The sequence below is a fragment of the Enterococcus sp. 3G1_DIV0629 genome, from assembly GCF_002141285.1.
GTDB lineage: Bacteria > Bacillota > Bacilli > Lactobacillales > Enterococcaceae > Enterococcus_B > Enterococcus_B lactis.
Genome location: NZ_NGLI01000001.1, coordinates 792,817 through 812,128 on the forward strand (window position 1 = coordinate 792,817; position 19,312 = coordinate 812,128).

Here is a 19,312-nt window from a genome sequence, read left to right on the forward strand (position 1 = left end):
GCTACTTCTGGAACACCATTTATTCGGAAAAAAGGGCTGTGACAAGACTTTTGTCACAGCCCCCTTGTTGTTTTATTTTGCTTGGATCAATTCTTTTAGTTTTTCTTTTGAAATAGATTCATCAAAGATTTCTTTACTCAAGATGACAGTTGGAACAAATCGAATATGTGCTTGCTCAGCTTCGTTGATGATTGCTTGGCTCAGCTGTTCGTCTTTTTGTTCTGCCAGCCCTAATTTATCTGCTGCAAAATCCGCTACTCCTTGGAGCGAAAGATGTTTCCACTCATCTTGAGTATCGAATATTTGTTTGATCTCTTTGATTGCTTGTTGCCCATCGCTGATCGTGATATATCGGTGCATCACGTTTCCTCGCTGCAAGCTTTCTTTTTCTTTATCGAATAATTTGATCACTCGCTGCAATTGACCGCTTTGGACGGCTTCTTCCAATAGCTCATGAGATTCTTCAAACCATTGTCGGCAATATGGGCAAGCTAAGTTGATGAATTCGATCATTTTTTTAGGAGCATCTGATGAACCATAAGTAATACCTTTTTCTGTAGTTGTTTTTGTTGCATCAATCACTGATATATCCATGTAAAAACACCTCTTTCGGTTATAGTTTATACATGTCTGACAAAAAAAGGCAACGATTTAGACTGTTTCTCTAAAAAAATGATTGAAATAGACGTATGTGAAATATTTTTCTAAATAAAAGAAAAAAAGGAATATTTTACGTTATAATAGAACAGATAATAAGAGAGAATATGAACAAGGATGATGAATCATGCGAAAAATGAAAACAATGGACGGCAATACGGCAGCCGCGTATATTTCTTATGCTTTTACCGAGATTGCTGCAATATATCCGATAACGCCAAGTTCGACCATGGCTGAATTAGTCGATCAATGGTCAGCAGCAGGAAAAGAAAATGTATTTGGTCAACCAGTAAAAGTAGTGGAAATGCAGTCCGAAGCAGGAGCAGCTGGCGTGGTTCACGGTTCACTGAAAACTGGTGCGCTGACAACTACATATACCGCCTCACAAGGGTTGCTTTTGATGATACCGAATATGTATAAAATTGCTGGGGAACTACTGCCAAGTGTTTTTCACGTTGCTAGTCGGGCAGTGACGACGAATGCTTTAAATATATTTGGAGATCATGGAGACGTGATGGCTGCAAGACAAACAGGGTTTGCGATGCTAGCTGAAAGCAGTGTGCAAGAAGTGATGGATTTGGCACCTGTTGCCCATCTTGCTTCGATTGAAGGTGAATTGCCTTTTTTGAATTTCTTTGATGGGTTCCGTACGAGTCACGAAATTCAAAAAATCGAAGTTTTGGAATATGAAGAATTAGCTCCTTTGATCAATCAGGAGAAATTAGCTTCTTTTCGTAAACGAGGGATGAATCCCAATCACCCGACAGTTAGTGGCACGAACCAGAATCCAGATATTCATTTTCAACAACGGGAAACAATCAATCCGTATTATGATAAGTTACCTGCAATCGTACAAAAATATATGAAAGAGATCAATCGATTACGAGGTACTTCTTATGATCTGGTGACTTATTACGGAGTAGCTGATGCAGAAGAGGTCATTGTTTCAATGGGATCAGTTGCACAGACGATTGAGCAAACAGTTGATTATTTGAATGCAAACGGACGGAAAACAGGTTTTTTGAATATCCATCTTTATCGACCTTTTCCAGTGGAAACATTCGTGCAAAAGTTACCTCATACAGTAAAAGCAATCGCTGTTCTTGATCGAAGTAAAGAGCCAGGAGCAGGGGGAGAACCCCTTTTATTAGACGTTCAAAGTGCGTTATATGATTCTGAATTTCGCCCGGCTATTATTGGTGGTCGCTACGGATTAGGTTCGAAAGATGTGACGCCCGATCAAATCTCGGCAGTTTTTAATGAATTGCAAAAAGATCCAAGTATACGCAAAAAACGGTTCACCATAGGGATCGTGGATGATGTGACTTATCAATCTTTGGAAACAAAAGAAAGTCTGGATTTAACAGAACCGCAAACATTCCAGGCAAAGTTTTGGGGATTTGGATCTGACGGAACAGTTGGTGCAAATAAATCAGCTATCAAGATTATCGGGGATCACACAGACAAATATGCTCAAGGCTATTTTTATTATGACTCGAAAAAATCTGGCGGTCTAACTGTCTCTCATCTTCGTTTTGGAGATACGCCGATACGTTCAGCGTATCTTGTCGAGCATGCGGACCTTGTTGCTTGTCACACACCAGCTTACCTGCATAGCTATGACTTGGTCAAAGGATTGAAGCCAGGTGGAATCTTTTTGCTGAATACTCTTTGGAGTGACGAACAATTAGAAACGCATCTGCCCATAAAATTAAAACGTTACTTGGCTGAAAATAACATTCGGTTCTATACGATCAATGCCATGAGATTGGCCCAAGAAGTTGGTTTGGGACGCCGGATCAATACGGCAATGGAAACAGCATTTTTTAAATTAGCTGACATCATTCCATTTGATGAAGTGATCCCGTTGCTAAAAGAAGAAGCACTAAAAAGCTACGGGCATAAATCAATGGCTATCGTAGAAAAAAACATACAGGCGATCGATCGGACAATCGAACTGCTTCATGAAGTTGTGATTCCAGAAAATTGGAAAACATTGGAGATGCCTGAAAAAATCAATAAAAGAAACAGGGGATATGTACAAGAAATCCTTGAGCCAGTGAATGCGCAGGAAGGGAATGATCTCTCTGTTGGTACGCTTGTAGCAAATGGAATGACAACTGGCGAAATGCCTTTAGGGACGGCTTCTGTTGAAAAGCGAGGTGTCGCTTTAGAAGTACCCGAGTGGATTAGTGATCGCTGTACGATGTGTAATGAATGTGCCTTTGTTTGTCCTCATGCTGCCATCCGTCCATTTTTAGCAGATGAAGAGGAAATGGAAGAAGCGCCAGAAGGATTTATCGTGAGAGAAATGCGAGGCGCAGACGGCGTAAAATATCGTATCCAAGTTTCAGTGGAAGACTGTACAGGTTGTGGTCTTTGCGTAGAGGCTTGTCCCGCAAAAGGCAAAGCTTTAGTAATGAAACCTTATGAAGAACAGAAAGAACAAGCTATGAATTGGGCTTTTGCAATGACGCTAAGACAAAAAGAAAATCCAGTGAAAGGGAAAAATACGGTTTTATCGACACAATTCAACCAACCGCTTCTTGAATTCTCAGGTGCTTGCTCAGGCTGTGGCGAAACACCTTATGTAAAATTATTGACACAAATGTTCGGCGATCGAATGATGATCGCGAATGCGACAGGCTGTTCTTCTATTTGGGGCGGTGCCTCTCCGGCTTCTCCTTATACGACAAACGAATGTGGTCAAGGGCCTGCATGGTCAAATTCTTTATTGGAAGATAATGCTGAATTTGGTTATGGTATGCTTCTGGCGGCACAGACTCGTCGTGAGGCTTTGGCAAATTCAATCAAAGAAGTATTGCCAAAAGTATCAGAAGAACTGCGAGAATTGATGGAAGACTGGTTGGAACATCTCTTTGAGAGTGAAGGAACGCAGCAAAGAGCAGCAAAACTGCAAGCAGCAATCGAAAACGAACGATCAATTGTCCCTGAACTGGAAGATATATACAAGAGAAGAGATCTATTCGTAAAAAACAGCCAATGGATGATTGGCGGAGACGGATGGGCTTACGACATTGGTTTTGGCGGAATCGATCATGTACTTGCCAGCGGAGCAGACGTAAATATCCTTGTTTTGGATAACGAAGTTTATTCCAATACCGGCGGTCAAACCTCAAAAGCAACACCAGCTTCGGCAATCGCTAAATTTTCAGCTAGTGGAAAATATGCTTCAAAGAAAGACTTAGGGATGATGGCGATGACATATGGGAATGTCTATGTAGCACAAATCGCTTCAGGTGCCAATCAAATGCAGACAATCAAAGCATTTGAAGAAGCAGAAAAGTATCCTGGTCCTTCTCTGATTATTGCCTATACGCCTTGTATCACACATGGTTTGCTTGGTGGAATGAAAGAATCGCTTAAAGAAGCAAAAGAAGCTGTTTCTTCTGGTTATTGGTCATTATATCGATATAACCCTGCAATGGTCGAAAAAAACAAGAAACCAATGACTTTGGACTACAAAAAACCTGATTTCTCTGCTATGCCTGATTTCATGAGGAAACAAGTTCGCTTTTCCTCGCTAGAGAACGCAAATCCAAATCTTGCAAAAGCTTTATTTGAAAAGACTGTCCAAGATGCTAAAACACGTTTTTACAACTATGCTGCACTGTCAGGAGAATTAGAAAAAATCAAGAAAAGACTTGAACCAGAAGAGTCTATTGATGTAGTCGTTAAGACGAGAAAAGAAAAAACGACGGATCCTGAAGCGGAAGAAAGAAGAGCTGCCCGAAGAGCCGCCAGAGCGGAACGACGTAAAAAAACGGAACACGTTACAGAAGAAAAAAGTGAAAAATAACAGAAAAAATGTAATGAATAATTCTCTGAGGTTTAAAAATTTTTATTCTAGAGAAAAATAAAACGCATACTTGTAATTTTCTTGAAAATTATGTGTTTTTCTCAAGAAAAATACGAGCAGATCAGCCTCTAAAATTAAAACATATGATATACTAGAGAGGAAATCTCAAAAGAGAAGAGAGGCTTTTTATGTCATTTCAAATCGGGGAACTTTTTAATTTGGACTATTGGCAGCAAATGTTTTCCGGTGACTTGTTCTCTCTGAATTTTTTGGTGAACATACTTGATATTCTGGTTGTCTGGTATCTTGTATACAAACTGATCCAACTGCTGCGAGGCACAAAAGCGATTCAGCTTCTGAAAGGTGTAGCTATTTTTATTGTTATCCGAATCGTAGCGGAAATCATTGGTCTGCACACCTTGTCTTGGCTGATGAACCAAGTCATTACGTACGGGGTGATAGCTGCTATCGTGATTTTTCAGCCGGAAATCCGGAGAGGACTGGAGCATCTTGGACGCAGTTCGCTTTTCAAACAATCAAAAAGCGAACAGCAGGAAGATGAGAAGATGATCTTGTCTTTTGACAAAGCCATCCAATATATGTCCAAGCGAAAAATCGGTGCGCTGATCACTATCGAACGTCATACTGGATTAGATGAGTATATTGAGACAGGGATTGCTTTAGATGCAGATATCACTGGGGAGCTGCTGATCAATATCTTTATTCCTAATACACCGCTGCATGATGGTGCAGTTATTGTAAAAGAAGGAAAGATCGCAGTAGCAAGCGCCTATCTTCCTCTATCAGAAAGTATGTTGATCCCTAAAGAATTCGGGACTCGACACCGGGCAGCTGTCGGTATAAGCGAAGTCAGCGACGCGATCACCATCGTTGTCTCTGAAGAAACCGGGGACGTCAGCATCACGTTAGATAATGAACTGATGGCTGGCTTATCCCAGCAAGAATATTTGGCAATCTTGCGTAGAGAACTAATTGCTGAAGAGAAAACAAAAAATAAGAAAAACGTGATTCAATCTTTCCTAGACGGTATGACTAAGGGAGGGGATCGCAAATGATCTCAAAAGAGAGACGGACAAGCATTCTTTACAGTTTTATTGCATTGCTGTTCAGTATTGCACTGTACTTCAATGCAAATGGACAGTCCGTTCAAAACACGCTTTCTGGAAATGAAGCGTATAATCAAACAGTCACTGGTGTGCCAATCAAAATTTCTTATGATTCGCAACGCTATTATATCCATGGATATGAAAACACAGTGACGGTCAAACTTTCCAGTGCAAACCGAGTCCAGTTGAATGCAGAAGCAAACGAAGATACACGGATGTTTCGCATCACTGCAGATATCACTAAGCTTGGCGAAGGAACACATGAAGTTCCGCTGAAAATTCAGAACTTGAGCAGTGCTGTCACAGCAAAGATGGAACCATCAACTATTACAGTAACGGTTGAGAAAAAGGTGACAAAAGATTTCGATGTTGAAACGTTGATTCCTTCAACGATCACACCATCTGGATATGAGCTGGATGATACTTCCGTTAGTCCAAAAAAAGTCTCTATCACTACAGGCGACAAAACATTGGCCGAAATCAAACGAGTAGTAGCTGATGTGGATGCTTCGATGGTCACGGATGATGGAATCAATAGTGAAGTGCCGATACAAGCGCTGAATGCAGCAGGAGAAATATTAAGTATCATTTCCGATCCAGTGCAAGTAACTGTGAAAGCTGATGCAATCAAACCAAGCAAGACGGTACGACTTTATGGGACGCAACAAGGAACACCGGCTGCTGGGGTTGAAAGCTATGATTTTAGTTTTTCAGACCTGGAAGCAGAAGTAAGCGGATCTAGCGATTTGCTTGCATCAATCGGCGACAGTATCGCTGTACCGATCAATGTCTCAGGAATCAGTCATCGAACAACTCGTAAAATCGAAATACCAGTAGAAGAAGGACTAAGTATCAAACCTAAATCAGTCAGTGTGGAGATTACACCCGTAATGCAAACGTCAAGTAGCAGTTCCGCTTCGACGAGCAGTCGGACACAAGAAGATACAAATACAAGTATAAGCACTTCATCTGCTGATTCAGCAACGGTACCATCAACAACAACGTCCATTTCTTCTAGTTCGGGATCTGCAACAAGCAGTTCATCCACGAGTACAGAAGAAACGTCGCAAACAAGCGAATCAACACAAATGAGCAGAACAAATTCCTCGGAAAATTAAGTTAAAGGAGTAATTTTACAACTATGGGTAAATATTTTGGAACAGACGGCGTCCGCGGTGAAGCCAACAAGGAACTTACGCCAGAACTTGCATTTAAGCTGGGACGATGCGGAGGTTATGTCCTAAGCCAGCATGAAGAAGAAGGAAAACGCCCACGCGTACTAGTGGGGCGGGATACAAGAATCTCAGGTCAAATGTTAGAAGAAGCGCTGATTTCAGGACTTTTATCGGTGGGTATCGAAGTGTTCCAACTAGGTGTGATTTCTACGCCAGGTGTTGCTTATCTGACACGATTACAAAAAGCAAGTGCAGGAGTCATGATCTCTGCTTCGCACAATCCAGCGCAGGATAATGGAATCAAATTTTTTGGTGCAGACGGTTTTAAATTAGTAGATGATCAAGAACTAGAAATCGAAGCATTGCTGGATGCAGAAGTAGATGAATTGCCTCGTCCATCAGCTGAAGGTTTGGGAACTGTAGAAGAATTTCCAGAGGGTTTATTGAAATATTCTCAATTCCTTGTCCAAACGATCAATGGCGATCTTTCCGGGTTGACAATTTGTGTCGATGCAGCAAACGGAGCAACTTCAACAAGTGTCAATCGTTTGTTCGCTGATCTTGAAACAGACTTCTATACAATGGGCACAAATCCAGATGGTTTAAACATCAATGATGGGGTAGGTTCTACACATCCAGAACGTTTAGCTGAGATGGTCGTTGAAAAAGGAGCGGACGCTGGTCTAGCTTTCGATGGCGATGGCGATCGCATCATCGCGGTAGATGAACTTGGGAATATCGTCGATGGTGATAAAATCATGTTTATCTGTGCTAAATACTTAGCAGAAAAAAATCGCTTGAAAAAAGACACTATCGTTACAACTGTGATGAGCAACTTAGGCTTCCACAAAGCGGTAGAAGGAATCGGTCTGAAAGATGTCGTTACACAAGTTGGTGATCGTTATGTTGTAGAAGAAATGCGCAAAAACGATTATAATTTTGGTGGCGAGCAGTCTGGACACATGATTTTCTTAGATTTCAACACAACTGGTGATGGGATGCTTTCAGGAATTCAGTTGTTGAATATTATGAAACAGACGGGTAAAAAATTATCTGAGCTTGCAGCAGAGGTAACGATTTATCCGCAAAAATTAGTGAATATCCGAGTAAGTGATAAAAACGGTGCGATGGATGTTCCAGCAATTAAAAAAGTAATCGAAGAAGCAGAAGCTGAAATGGGATCAGAAGGTAGAATCCTAGTTCGTCCTTCCGGCACAGAACCATTACTTCGTGTGATGGCAGAAGCGCCTACCGATGAGAAAGTCAATTACTATGTCGATAAAATTGCAGCAGTAGTCAAAGAAGAAATCGGTCTAGATTAAGAAACTAAGATAGAAGAGAAAAAGCAAAGACTAGTGACGGTTATTCGTCGCTGGTCTTTGCTTTTTCTTTTATTTAAAAACATATTGTGTAAGAAACATTATACCAATGTAAGAGATGAAAAAACTCAACATCACTAGTAAAATAGCACGTTTGCGTGCTTTATCTGTTTTTAATCCTATTTTTTTGTGGATATGATCAAGAATAATATAACTAGGAATTTGAGCCAATAGATAGACGTAATAATAGTTTTGCCCGTCCGCAATAAGGAAGTACAAAACAAGAGAAGCAACTATACTATCAAAAAAGAGAATAGACCAGCGTAAGAGCGTTAATTTTGTTACCATCGAAAATCATAGGTAGAACTCCAGCGTGCTTCGGTCAAGGTTATTCTACCAGTCCCTCTATTGCCGTTAGCATCTATTCTATCACGACAAAATCTGCTTCTTGATGCTATCGTATTCAATACCATGCCGGATAACAGAGCCGCAATAGCAACACCCACCCCTAGTAAAGTAGCTTTAGTAATGGCAGCAAGTATTCCGGAAAGTGCGACGCCAGCACTGCTTTGAACGAATAAAATATTGTAAGCAGTACGAACTGCTTGCTTACCGGCAGCTGTTTGATAAAAAATATTCCAACCCCCGTTTTGGATACGTTCGCCATAACCACTAGTCCTCATTTCTGCGCCTTCATATTTTTTAAGAAAATATTCTGCAAATGCTTTTGCCTGTTCAATGTTGTTTGTTCGGGTAATGGTTTCCAATGATCTTTTGAACGCAATGGATGCCATTTCTTTTTCCATTTCTTTATAACTATCATTTTTGTAAACATCAGGCTTGATAGTGGTAGTATCTAATTCAGAAGCAAGGGAGACGATTGCAGTAGAAGTCAGGACGAGTGAGGAAACAACAATTGTAGTGACAAAAATAATAAGCATTTTTCTTATCATAGGACAACCTCCATTTTGTTTTTGTTATAATATAAGTATAATAGTTTCTTTGTTACCCTTATATTTTATAATCATCTAATTGTTTTTGGTAGATTTGTTGCATAAGCTCACAAAAATTTTGGAGGGAGAAAAAATTGAGGTTTGGCGAAATGTATCGATTTATAAGGAAAGGGAAAGGAATGACTCAAAAAGAAGTTTGTAATGATTTTTTAGATAGGACAACTCTTTCGCGGATTGAAAAAAATGAGACGGAGCCAAGGTTTGAAAATGCTTGTTATTTATTAGAGAGGATAGATGTATCTTTAGATGAATTTAGATATTTGGCAAATATAGAGAATAGAGATAATAGAGATAATCGTACAAGGCTTATTGAGGATTTTTATTCTATTATTTCAAATACAGAAAGTGCACAGATAAGAAAGTTGTATAGACGATGTTTAGAATTTACATCTACTTGTTCAGATAAAAAAATAGAAGAAATCCTGTTGATTTTACGCTTGTATTTATCTGCTGATCCTATAGACTTTGATAAAACAGAATTCAAAGGGTTGGTGACTCCGATTTGGCAGCGGCTTTCAAAAATAGAGGTGTGGACATTAAGAGATATTCAAATATTTGCGATCATTTCATTTCATCTAGAAATCAGCACGTTAGAAATAATGTATCCTATTCTATTAGCTACGCTTGATAGATATAATCGATTGGATGTTGTCGATACAGTAAGGCTGACACTTTTGATGAATATCTCTCAAATATATATACAAAAAAATCTTGTAGAAGATGGCCGATACATGTTGAATCTAGCAAAAGATATGGCGAAACGAGCAAAACGAGCTGATTTTCTAGGCATGATCTTCGTAAGATTGGGGTACTGCCAAAACGATACAAAATTAATGCAAAAAGGGTTTGATTTACTTGAAGTAGTTGAAGAAACGGAATTAAAAGCCAAATTATTAAAGGAACTCCAATATTATAGACAGAGAAAGTGAACGATTTATTTAAACGAGGTTTTAAAAAGTAAACGGGAAATAAAGTAAAAATACCGAACACTAAAAATCAAATTTTTTGGTGTTCGGTACATACTATGCTTTTATTTTTTTACAAAAGACTGCAAAAATCAAATGATTTCCCGTACAGAAACGTTACTCAACTGTCACTGATTTCGCCAGATTACGTGGCTTGTCAACGTCAAACCCTCGTAACAGTGTGGCGTAATAGGCAAGTAATTGAGTCGGTACGACTGTGGCAAGAGTAGACAGATAAGGGTGGACTGCTGGCAGTACTAGTTGGTCATTTTCCTTTTCTAATCCTTCTGAGACGATAATTAATGTTTTAGCGCCACGGCTTTCGACTTCTTTCAGATTACCTCGAGTATGCGCGCCAGTCACTTCTTCACTGATGATTCCGATCACGGGTGTTCCTTCTTCAATCAAAGCAATTGTTCCGTGTTTCAATTCACCAGCAGCAAAACCTTCTGCCTGGATGTAACTGATTTCTTTCAATTTCAAAGCGGCTTCAAGAGAAACGTTGTAGTCTGCCCCGCGTCCGATATAAAAAGCATTTCTTGTGTCGCTGAGGTATTCTGCAGCCAGCTCCTCTAAATAATCTTTCTGGGCAATGACCGATTCCATCGCATTTGCGACTAAACTCAATTCATGAGTGATATCGAACGAAAGAGAAGTTTCTAATTCTTTTTTGTCACCGATAGCTTTGGCTAATAAAGTCAGTACTGCTATTTGTGCAGTATAAGCTTTCGTTGATGCTACTGCAATCTCAGGTCCGGCATGCAACAATAGGGTGAAGGATGCTTCTCGCGAAAGAGTAGAGCCAGCAACATTTGTAATCGTAAGTGAAGGATAGCCAAGACGGTTGATTTTTACCAGCACTTGCCGACTGTCCGCTGTTTCGCCACTTTGACTCAAGAAAATAAAGAATGGTTTTTTTGAAAGAAGAGGTGTGTTATAGCCGAATTCACTGGCTAAATGAACCTCGACAGGAATCTGTGTCAATTCTTCCAAAGTCTGTTTACCAGCTAATCCCGCATGGTAACTAGTTCCGCAAGCAACGATGTAGATTCGATCGCTGTCAGATAATGTATCGATCAGTTTTGGATCAAGAGGGACCCGATTATCTTCTGTTACGTATTTTTGAGCAATACGGCGCATGATAATAGGCTGTTCGTCGATTTCTTTCAGCATATAAAAAGGATAGGTGCCTTTCTCGATATCTGAAGCATCTACTTGCGCTTCAAATGAAGAACGTTCCATAATGTCGCCCGCAAAATTTTGGATAATAATTTTGTCTGATGTAACGGTAACCATCTCTTCATCTTCGACCTCGACGAATTTCTTCGTATGAGCAAGCATAGCCATTGCATCACTGGCAATCACATTGAATCCATCGCCAAGTCCGACTAACAATGGGCTTTTGTTTTTCGCTACATAAATCACATCAGGTGTTGTACGATCAATCAAAGCGAAAGCATAAGAACCTTTGATGACGCGCAAAGCTTTTAAAAATGCCTCTTTTGCCGTCATATCCTTCGCAAAAGTTTCAATCAGATGAGCGATAATCTCAGTATCTGTCTCACCGATAAAGTGATCATCTGTTAAATAAGCATTTTTAAGTTCTTCAAAGTTTTCGATCACGCCATTATGAACGAGCACGAAACGTCCGCTTTGTGAAGTATGTGGATGGGCATTTTCCTCAGATGGTTGTCCGTGGGTTGCCCAACGTGTATGGCCGATGCCTATATTTCCTGTAGTATCAGAAGTTATTTTATCCTTTAAATTTTGGATTCTGCCTTGTGCTTTGACTAAATGATCTGTCGTGCCATCTGAGACAAAGATGCCAGCTGAATCATAACCGCGGTATTCCAATTTTTCTAGCCCGCCAATCAATCCTGGTGTTACATTTTTTAATCCAATCATTCCAACAATTCCGCACATAAAAAACATCCTACTTTCTATAATGAATTCGTATGAATGCTTCCAGCTGCAGGAAAATCCTTTTGTTTTATCTTTGCAGATACTTTTTGTGGATCTTCTGTAGAGTGCAGTCCCTAGGGTCATCCGCCGAATCTTTCGATAAACCCTCTCCTCGTCATCTGTTTGCACAGACCAGGCGCTATCCTAAAAGGTATAACTATCCTCCTTTTTTATTTTTTATCTGGAAACATTTAAAATCATACCCTTTTGCGAATGTTTTTGTCAACAAAAAAAGAATAAAAATAAATTGGTATATATCGAATTGCTTTTTGTATGTGCGTTTTGTGTCAAAAAATAATCGGTTTTTATCTATCATCTTTTTCAGGAGTTCGGTACAATAGAAAGTAATAGGATGAAGGAGGAGAAAAATGGATTCAAAAATTGAAATCATGACACTTGGAATGTTAAAAAAACAATTGTCCGAATTTGAAGCATCAGCTGGTGTATCAGATGATACAAAAATATTTTTAGATACTGGTTGGGATAGCATCCAGGAAATCGCACCTGATGCCTTGGAAGTTGTCCAAGCGCGAGAGTTTACGGTAGAAGATGAATGGACAAAAGAGTCATTTTCCGGGTATGCGCGTGAAGAAAAAGCAGAGCGGTTCGACGCTTCCGAGCAGTCAGAAACTGTGATCGTCATAAAAAACTTGTATTAGAAAGGAGAAAGAATGAATAAAAAACGTTGGGCAGCAGTTCTGATTGCTGCGGGATTATTTGTGGTTTCGTTAGTTTCGTCGAGTTTGACTAAGCCTCAGGAAAACAATCAAGTCGAGGGGTTGAACAGTTGGTTATACGGGGATGAAGAGTTAGTACCAAATGTGTTGGAAGAGGGAGACAGTACGCAAAAAATCGTAAAACTAACAGTAGATGGAACGATTGCTGCAGGAGGATCTTCTGGTTTATTTGCTTCTGAAGGTTATAACCATGAAAATTTCATGGAACAACTGAAAGCTGTGGAAGAAGATCCAACAGTCAAAGGAATCTTTTTAGAAGTAAACTCTCCTGGTGGCGGTGTCTATGAAAGTGCGGAAATCGCTAAGAAATTAGATACGATCCGTAAAGAGCATGATATCCCGATGTATGTCAGTATGAAAAACATGGCAGCTAGCGGTGGTTACTATATTTCTGCTCAAGCAGATAAAATCTTTGCAACCGAAGAAACAGTGACCGGTTCAATTGGTGTGATCATGTCAGGATTGAATTATTCAGGGCTTTTAGAAAAACTGGGTGTGGAAGACACAACAGTGAAAAGTGGCGCATTGAAAGATATGGGTTCAGGAACACGCCCAGAGACAAAAGAAGAGGAAGCAGTGCTTCAAGCGTATATTGACAGTGCGTATCAACGATTTGTAAGAATCGTTAGCGAGGGACGGAATAAATCTGAAGAAGCAGTCAAAAAAATAGCAGATGGAAGGATTTATGATGGTGTCCAAGCAAAAGAAGTAGGTTTAGTCGATGAATTGGGATTCCCTGAAGACGCCTTACAAGCTATGCGAAAGGAACAAAAGCTTGAAGATGCTGAATTAGTAGAATATTCCTCCGCATCATCTGGATTTGCCAGCACATGGTTAGGGAGCAAACTGGCAGAGTTCCAAGGATTGAAATCTTCTGAAACTAGTCAGATCTTATCAATACTTGAGAATCTCGGAACTGCAGAATCACCAAAAGCAATGTATTATTACGGAGGTGAGTAAGCATGACGGAACTTCCAAACGAAAATAAGGAACAAGGAAGAGAGAGGCAACAGCAGCCTGCTGTGGGACCTGATCCAAGCTTTTCCCAAAAGGTGCTGAGCTCTTTTGAAAGAGAACCGATGACGTCAGAAGAAATCAAAAAGAAACAACGGAAATGGAAAAAGTATACTGACACAAAAAATGAACCACCAAAAGCAAATGATTTTCCTCATTATTTCTATGCAGGTTTTTTGATCCGAATGTTTGCCTTCTTGATTGATCTTTTGTGTATCGGAGCTATTACACGTTTAACACTTGGTATTGCCAAAAATCTAGGTTGGCTGAATTTTTCAGATTCGTATTTGAGTCTCTATGGATTCACAGCATTACTCATTTATTTAGCGTATTTTGTTTTATTGACGAAACTCAATCATGGCCAAACGATTGGGAAAATGATCTTCGGTATTCGAGTTATCAGCTTTGATGAAGAAGAACTTAGCTGGTCAACTGTTTTAGTTAGAGAAGGTGCTTGCCGGTTCATTCTAAAGTTTCCTTTGCTGATGTTAGGGTATCTTCCAGCAATCTTTAATCAGAAAAAGCAGCATCTGGGAGATTTTTTCACTAATACAAGTGTCGTTACGATTAATCTGATCAAAGCATTCAACCAAGAAGTTAACAGCTGATGATCTATAAAAAACAGTAGTTTGAAGCATCTTCTAAAAGTCAGATCAAAAATCTAGCTTTTAGAGGATGCTTCGATTATTTTTAATTGTCATGCTTTTTTTGTTTTGCTACTATTGAACATGAGCTGAACATAAGCAAGAGGAGGACACTGCGTGAAGCCGATTGATTTTCCAGAAAAATATGAGAATTTAATGCGAGTGGCCCAACAAGCACTAGCAAACCAGCAATATCAGCAGGCAAAAGAACTATTTCAACGTGCTTACGAGTTGAAAGAAAGCTTTGAGGCTAATAGCCTGCTTGTTTTTTGTCTTTATGAGTTAGACGAGAAAAAAGAAGCGTTGAAACAAGCACTCTTACATGAAAAACAGTATCTTGAAAACGAGGAGTTTGCTGAATTTTATTTTGACTTGTTAATCAGCGCACAAGATTTTTTATATGCTAGAAAATTGATAGCAAGTACAGATTTTTATGAATCTTTTGAGCAGCGTATCATTGAAAAAATTCAATTTGCAGAAGAATTATCCGGACAAATGGAGAGGCAAAAAGTCAAGGCACTCCATAAAAAATCGGAGGAACTTCCTTCATTGGAACCAGCACGTCAGCTGTCGTCTATCGAGGAGATCGAACAGCTTCCTTACCATGAGTTTATCCAAACAGCGAGTAAGCTGATTGTATTACCAGAGGTCCATATTTTAGCGAGGGCAAAATTGCTGGAGACACTCAGGCAATTGAATGAATGCAACCCTGTTTTCTATTTGACGATTGAAGAAAAACTAGTCAAAGTCATACCCAAAGATTTGCCTAAGCCACAGCAACAGTCAAGTTATCGACAATTGTGTGTGTTTTCAGATCATTATGGGAATGAAGATGCGCTACTTAGTTCGGTGTTGAAAGAAGAATTTACGTTGCAATCTGCAATCGTTTATCCTGTCTATGATACATACATTGAAGACCCGAGGCGTTGGTTTCAACTGACTGTAGAGGCATGCACAGGAAAAACGATGTATGATGGTACGGAAGATGAAAAACAAGATTTTTTTAAAAAACGAGAGAAAATTTTGCAGCAAATGATCTTCTTCCATTAGATTTTATCAGTGAAAAAGATAAAAATGTTATGAAAAACAAGGATTCTACCCATTCAATATGTTTACAATTTGAAAGGGTTAGTGTACTATTTAAAGGTATGCATGAAACGTTTTTGATGTATAAAATGAATTTCTAAACTCGGAGGGAATTAAATGACTGCAACATTTGAAAAAAAAGGCACGAATGATGGTGTTTTAAAATTTACGATTGCGCAAGACGAAATCCAAAAAGGATTAACAACTGCGTTTAATAAAGTGAAAAAAAGCTTGAACGTACCTGGATTCCGTAAAGGAAAAGTTTCTCGTCAAGTATTCAACCGTATGTACGGTGAAGAAGCTTTATATGAAGATGCATTGAATGCTGTATTACCAGAAGCTTATGAAGCTGCTGTCAAAGAAGCTGGCATCGATCCTGTTTCTCAACCAAAAATCGATGTTGAAAGCATGGAAAAAGGTCAAGACTGGGTAATCACTGCTGAAGTAACAGTGAAACCAGAAGTAAAATTAGGACAATATAAAGATCTAGTTGTTGAAAAACAAGATCGTGAAGTAACAGATGCTGACGTGGATGCACGTATCAAACGTGAACAAGAAGCACAAGCTGAATTAGTTATCAAAGAAGATGCTGCAGCTGAAAATGGCGATACAGTAGTAATCGACTTCGAAGGCTTTGTAGATGGCGAAGCGTTTGATGGCGGAAAAGGCGAAAATTACTCACTTGAATTAGGTTCAGGTTCATTCATTCCAGGATTTGAAGATCAATTAGTTGGTCATAAATCAGGTGAAAGTCTAGATGTAAATGTAACTTTCCCAGAAGATTATCAAGCAGAAGATCTTGCTGGAAAAGAAGCAGTCTTCAAAGTGACAATCCATGAAGTAAAAGCAAAAGAAGTGCCTGAATTAGATGACGAATTCGCAAAAGATGTGGATGACGAAGTATCAACATTAGACGAATTGAAAGAAAAATATCGCAAAGAATTAGTAGAAACAAAAGAAAAAGCAGCGGACGATGCAAAAGATGAAGCAGCAATCCGTATGGCTGTTGAAAACGCAGAAATCGTTGAATTGCCACACGTGATGGTTCATGATGAAGTACATCGTTCAATGGACGAATTCTTGAACAACATGCAACGTCAAGGTATCTCTCCTGAAATGTACTATCAATTAACTGGTTCTACAGAAGAAGACTTGCATAAACAATTCGAAGGTGAAGCAGAAATGCGCACAAGAACAAATCTTGTGATCGAAGCAATTGCAGCTGCTGAAAATCTTCAAGCAACAGAAGAAGAAATCAATGCAGAAATCCAAGAATTATCAGAAACATACAACATGCCAATCGAACAAATCAAACGCGTGTTGACAGAAGATATGCTGGAACATGATGTGACAATGAAAAAAGCAATCGAATTGATCACAGGTACAGCGACAGAAGCAAAAGAATAGAAATTAAGTAATAGAGGTCATGAAATAAGGGACTGTGACATGTTTGTTGTCACAGTCCCTTATTTTTTGTTAAGCGTGAAAATATACAAAGATATAGGTCAATCGATCCTTTGTTAAACACTTTTTCTTTTTACTAAACTATGTTATGATAGTAAAAGACTGTAAAGTCTCTGATAGTTTCTTGCATACTTTTTGCAAGTTAAGGGGTGAAGACCATGTATGACAATCCAAGTAGCAATGAGACCGTACGCTGTTCTTTTTGTGGGAAAACCCAAGAAGAAGTGAAAAAAATCGTAGCTGGTCCAGGGGTCTACATCTGTAATGAATGTATCGACCTATGTAAAGAGATCATTGATGAAGAATTTTATGAAGAAGCTGTACGCGAATTCACTGAAGTCCCTAAACCACTAGAAATTCTTGAAGTATTGAATAACTACGTGATTGGACAAGATCGCGCAAAACGCTCGTTAGCTGTTGCCGTATACAATCACTACAAACGTGTCAATCAGCAAGCACAAGAGAACACAGACGATGTTGAACTACAAAAAAGCAATATCTGCTTGATCGGACCTACAGGGTCAGGGAAAACATTTTTGGCACAAACATTAGCAAAAACGTTGAATGTACCTTTTGCAATCGCAGATGCGACAAGTTTGACAGAAGCTGGTTATGTGGGTGAAGATGTAGAAAACATTTTACTTAAATTGCTCCAGTCTGCTGATTACAATGTGGAACGTGCAGAAAAAGGGATCATCTATATTGATGAAATCGATAAAATCGCGCGTAAAAGCGAAAATGTATCCATCACTCGTGATGTTTCCGGTGAAGGTGTCCAACAAGCCTTGCTGAAGATTCTAGAAGGAACTGTTGCAAGTGTTCCGCCTCAGGGAGGACGTAAACATCCACATCAAGAATTTATCCAGATTGATACGACGAATATCTTGTTCATCGTAGGTGGGGCGTTTGATGGTATCGAAACAATCGTGAAGAACCGTATGGGCGAAAAAACGATTGGATTTGGTACACAAAACCAAAAACTTTCTGAAGACGAAAGCGTCATGCAGCATATCATTCCTGAAGATTTGCTGAAATTCGGATTGATTCCTGAGTTTATCGGACGATTACCTGTTATGGCAGCTTTAGAGAAATTGACAACAGATGATCTGGTACGGATCTTGACTGAGCCAAAAAATGCGTTAGTCAAACAATATCAAAAACTTCTTTCTCTAGATGATACTGAACTTGAATTCGAACCTGAAGCGTTGAGAGCTATTGCGAAAAAAGCAATCGAACGCAACACTGGTGCTCGAGGTCTTCGTTCTATCATCGAAGAAATCATGATGGATGTGATGTTTGATATCCCTTCAAATGAAAACATCGAAAAAGTGATTATCACCAAAGAAGCAGCTGAATTGTCTGGTGAGCCAACAGTGATCTATAAAGATTCAGAGAAAAAAGCGGGTTGATGAGAAGAGGCTGCCGTAAAAGTCATTTTGGCTTTTACGACAGCCGCTTGCTTTATTCATCACCTTTTTAAGGAGAGAGACCATGAAAGTCCATCAAGCTGAAATCATCATAAGTGCAGTGGCACCAAAACAATATCCAGAGACACAATTACCGGAAATAGCTCTGGCAGGGCGATCAAATGTAGGGAAATCTTCTTTTATCAACACATTGATTGATCGAAAGAATTTAGCGCGTACTTCCGGTAAGCCTGGAAAGACCCAGACCTTGAATTTTTATTTGATCGAGAATGCGTTGCATTTTGTCGATGTTCCAGGATACGGGTATGCAAAAGTATCCAAAACTGAACGAGCAAAATGGGGGAAGATGATCGAGACATATTTAACGACTAGAGAACAACTACGTGCGGTCGTTTCTTTAGTAGATCTGCGCCATAAGCCTTCTCAAGAAGATATCCAGATGTATCAATTTTTGAAGTATTATGATATCCCTGTGATCGTTGTTGCTACTAAGGCAGATAAGATTCCTCGCGGTAAATGGAACAAGCACGAAAGCGAGATCAAAAAAGCATTGGATTTTGATCGTAATGACACATTTATTCTTTTTTCTTCCGTTACAAAACAAGGAAAAGAAGAAGCATGGGCAGCAATCGAACAAGCAATCGAATCATAAAAAGAAAAAAAGACTTACCAGCCAAACTCTTCCATAAAAGTTTGGCTGGTAAGTCTTTTTTTGCAGAACTTATCTTACTTTTGTTTCTTGTCTTTTTTCTTTTCGTTTTGTGGCTGCGGTTTTAGAAACCGATCGATTTCTTCTTTTGGCGCAACTGTTTTTTCCGGATCGACAGCAAATGATTCGAAAAGTCTATCTAAATTGTCTGTACGTTCAAATTTCAATCCCATCGCGAACACCTCTTTGTTCC

Annotated in this window: 16 protein-coding genes; 12 read left to right on the forward strand and 4 right to left on the reverse strand. The window is 39.3% G+C overall.

The features are described 5' to 3' along the window. Window positions 1-72 precede the first annotated feature (72 nt). A complete protein-coding gene (locus A5816_RS04105; protein ID WP_086310799.1) occupies window positions 73-594 on the reverse strand; it encodes a DsbA family protein in 522 nt (173 codons plus the stop codon). A 190-nt stretch (window positions 595-784) separates the two neighbouring features. On the opposite strand from A5816_RS04105, the gene nifJ reads away from it, so the two are divergent. The 4 genes from nifJ (at window position 785) to glmM (ending at window position 8,101) form a co-directional block, all read left to right on the forward strand. Beyond that, window positions 785-4,477, forward strand: a complete 3,693-nt coding sequence (nifJ, locus tag A5816_RS04110) for a pyruvate:ferredoxin (flavodoxin) oxidoreductase (RefSeq protein ID WP_086310800.1) — start codon at window positions 785-787, stop codon at window positions 4,475-4,477. Window positions 4,478-4,665: 188 nt separating this feature from the next. Next, a complete protein-coding gene (gene cdaA, locus A5816_RS04115; protein WP_002287821.1) occupies window positions 4,666-5,553 on the forward strand; it encodes a diadenylate cyclase CdaA in 888 nt (295 codons plus the stop codon). Next, entirely contained in the window at window positions 5,550-6,722 is a 1,173-nt protein-coding gene (locus A5816_RS04120; protein WP_086310801.1) for a YbbR-like domain-containing protein, read from the forward strand. The genes cdaA and A5816_RS04120 overlap by 4 nt, the downstream gene beginning before the upstream one ends. A gap of 23 nt (window positions 6,723-6,745) precedes the next feature. After that, window positions 6,746-8,101 (forward strand): phosphoglucosamine mutase, encoded by a 1,356-nt coding sequence (glmM, locus tag A5816_RS04125; RefSeq protein ID WP_002287824.1) that lies wholly within the window; start codon window positions 6,746-6,748, stop codon window positions 8,099-8,101. Between the two features lie 338 nt (window positions 8,102-8,439). On the opposite strand, the gene A5816_RS04135 is transcribed toward glmM, so the two are convergent. Beyond that, complete coding sequence (locus tag A5816_RS04135) at window positions 8,440-9,051, reverse strand: hypothetical protein (RefSeq protein WP_002400282.1); 612 nt, start codon at window positions 9,049-9,051, stop codon at window positions 8,440-8,442. A gap of 149 nt (window positions 9,052-9,200) precedes the next feature. On the opposite strand from A5816_RS04135, the gene A5816_RS04140 reads away from it, so the two are divergent. Continuing rightward, window positions 9,201-10,040, forward strand: coding sequence for a helix-turn-helix domain-containing protein (locus tag A5816_RS04140; protein ID WP_002336457.1), 840 nt, complete (start codon window positions 9,201-9,203; stop codon window positions 10,038-10,040). Between the two features lie 153 nt (window positions 10,041-10,193). Here A5816_RS04140 and glmS read toward each other — a convergent pair whose 3' ends face one another. Next, window positions 10,194-11,999 carry a glutamine--fructose-6-phosphate transaminase (isomerizing) gene (gene glmS / locus A5816_RS04145; RefSeq protein WP_086310803.1) on the reverse strand — a complete coding sequence of 602 codons (1,806 nt, stop codon included), beginning with the start codon at window positions 11,997-11,999 and terminating at the stop codon, window positions 10,194-10,196. A 407-nt stretch (window positions 12,000-12,406) separates the two neighbouring features. Here glmS and A5816_RS04155 point away from each other — a divergent pair, with 407 nt between their 5' ends. The 7 genes from A5816_RS04155 to yihA all read left to right on the forward strand — a co-directional run bounded on the left by A5816_RS04155 (window position 12,407) and on the right by yihA (window position 19,062). Beyond that, window positions 12,407-12,697 carry a hypothetical protein gene (locus tag A5816_RS04155; RefSeq protein WP_002297551.1) on the forward strand — a complete coding sequence of 97 codons (291 nt, stop codon included), beginning with the start codon at window positions 12,407-12,409 and terminating at the stop codon, window positions 12,695-12,697. Window positions 12,698-12,709: 12 nt separating this feature from the next. Next, on the forward strand, window positions 12,710-13,735 hold the full coding sequence (gene sppA / locus A5816_RS04160) for a signal peptide peptidase SppA (RefSeq protein ID WP_086310804.1): 1,026 nt from the start codon (window positions 12,710-12,712) through the stop codon (window positions 13,733-13,735). A gap of 2 nt (window positions 13,736-13,737) precedes the next feature. Further along, a complete protein-coding gene (locus A5816_RS04165) occupies window positions 13,738-14,397 on the forward strand; it encodes an RDD family protein (RefSeq protein ID WP_002292072.1) in 660 nt (219 codons plus the stop codon). A gap of 153 nt (window positions 14,398-14,550) precedes the next feature. Next, the gene (locus tag A5816_RS04170) at window positions 14,551-15,483 is read left to right on the forward strand and encodes a tetratricopeptide repeat protein (RefSeq protein WP_010732452.1); all 933 of its coding nucleotides are present in this window, start codon (window positions 14,551-14,553) and stop codon (window positions 15,481-15,483) included. 153 nt (window positions 15,484-15,636) lie between these two features. Then, on the forward strand, window positions 15,637-16,926 hold the full coding sequence (gene tig / locus A5816_RS04175; RefSeq protein WP_002292069.1) for a trigger factor: 1,290 nt from the start codon (window positions 15,637-15,639) through the stop codon (window positions 16,924-16,926). Between the two features lie 215 nt (window positions 16,927-17,141). Next, window positions 17,142-18,392, forward strand: a complete 1,251-nt coding sequence (gene clpX, locus A5816_RS04180) for an ATP-dependent Clp protease ATP-binding subunit ClpX (protein ID WP_002292068.1) — start codon at window positions 17,142-17,144, stop codon at window positions 18,390-18,392. Between the two features lie 82 nt (window positions 18,393-18,474). Continuing rightward, window positions 18,475-19,062: a ribosome biogenesis GTP-binding protein YihA/YsxC gene (gene yihA / locus A5816_RS04185; RefSeq protein ID WP_002297545.1), complete on the forward strand. Its 588-nt coding sequence runs from the start codon at window positions 18,475-18,477 to the stop codon at window positions 19,060-19,062. Between the two features lie 74 nt (window positions 19,063-19,136). On the opposite strand, the gene A5816_RS16220 is transcribed toward yihA, so the two are convergent. Continuing rightward, window positions 19,137-19,292: an SPJ_0845 family protein gene (locus A5816_RS16220; protein ID WP_002400277.1), complete on the reverse strand. Its 156-nt coding sequence runs from the start codon at window positions 19,290-19,292 to the stop codon at window positions 19,137-19,139. Between the last annotated feature and the right edge of the window lie 20 nt (window positions 19,293-19,312).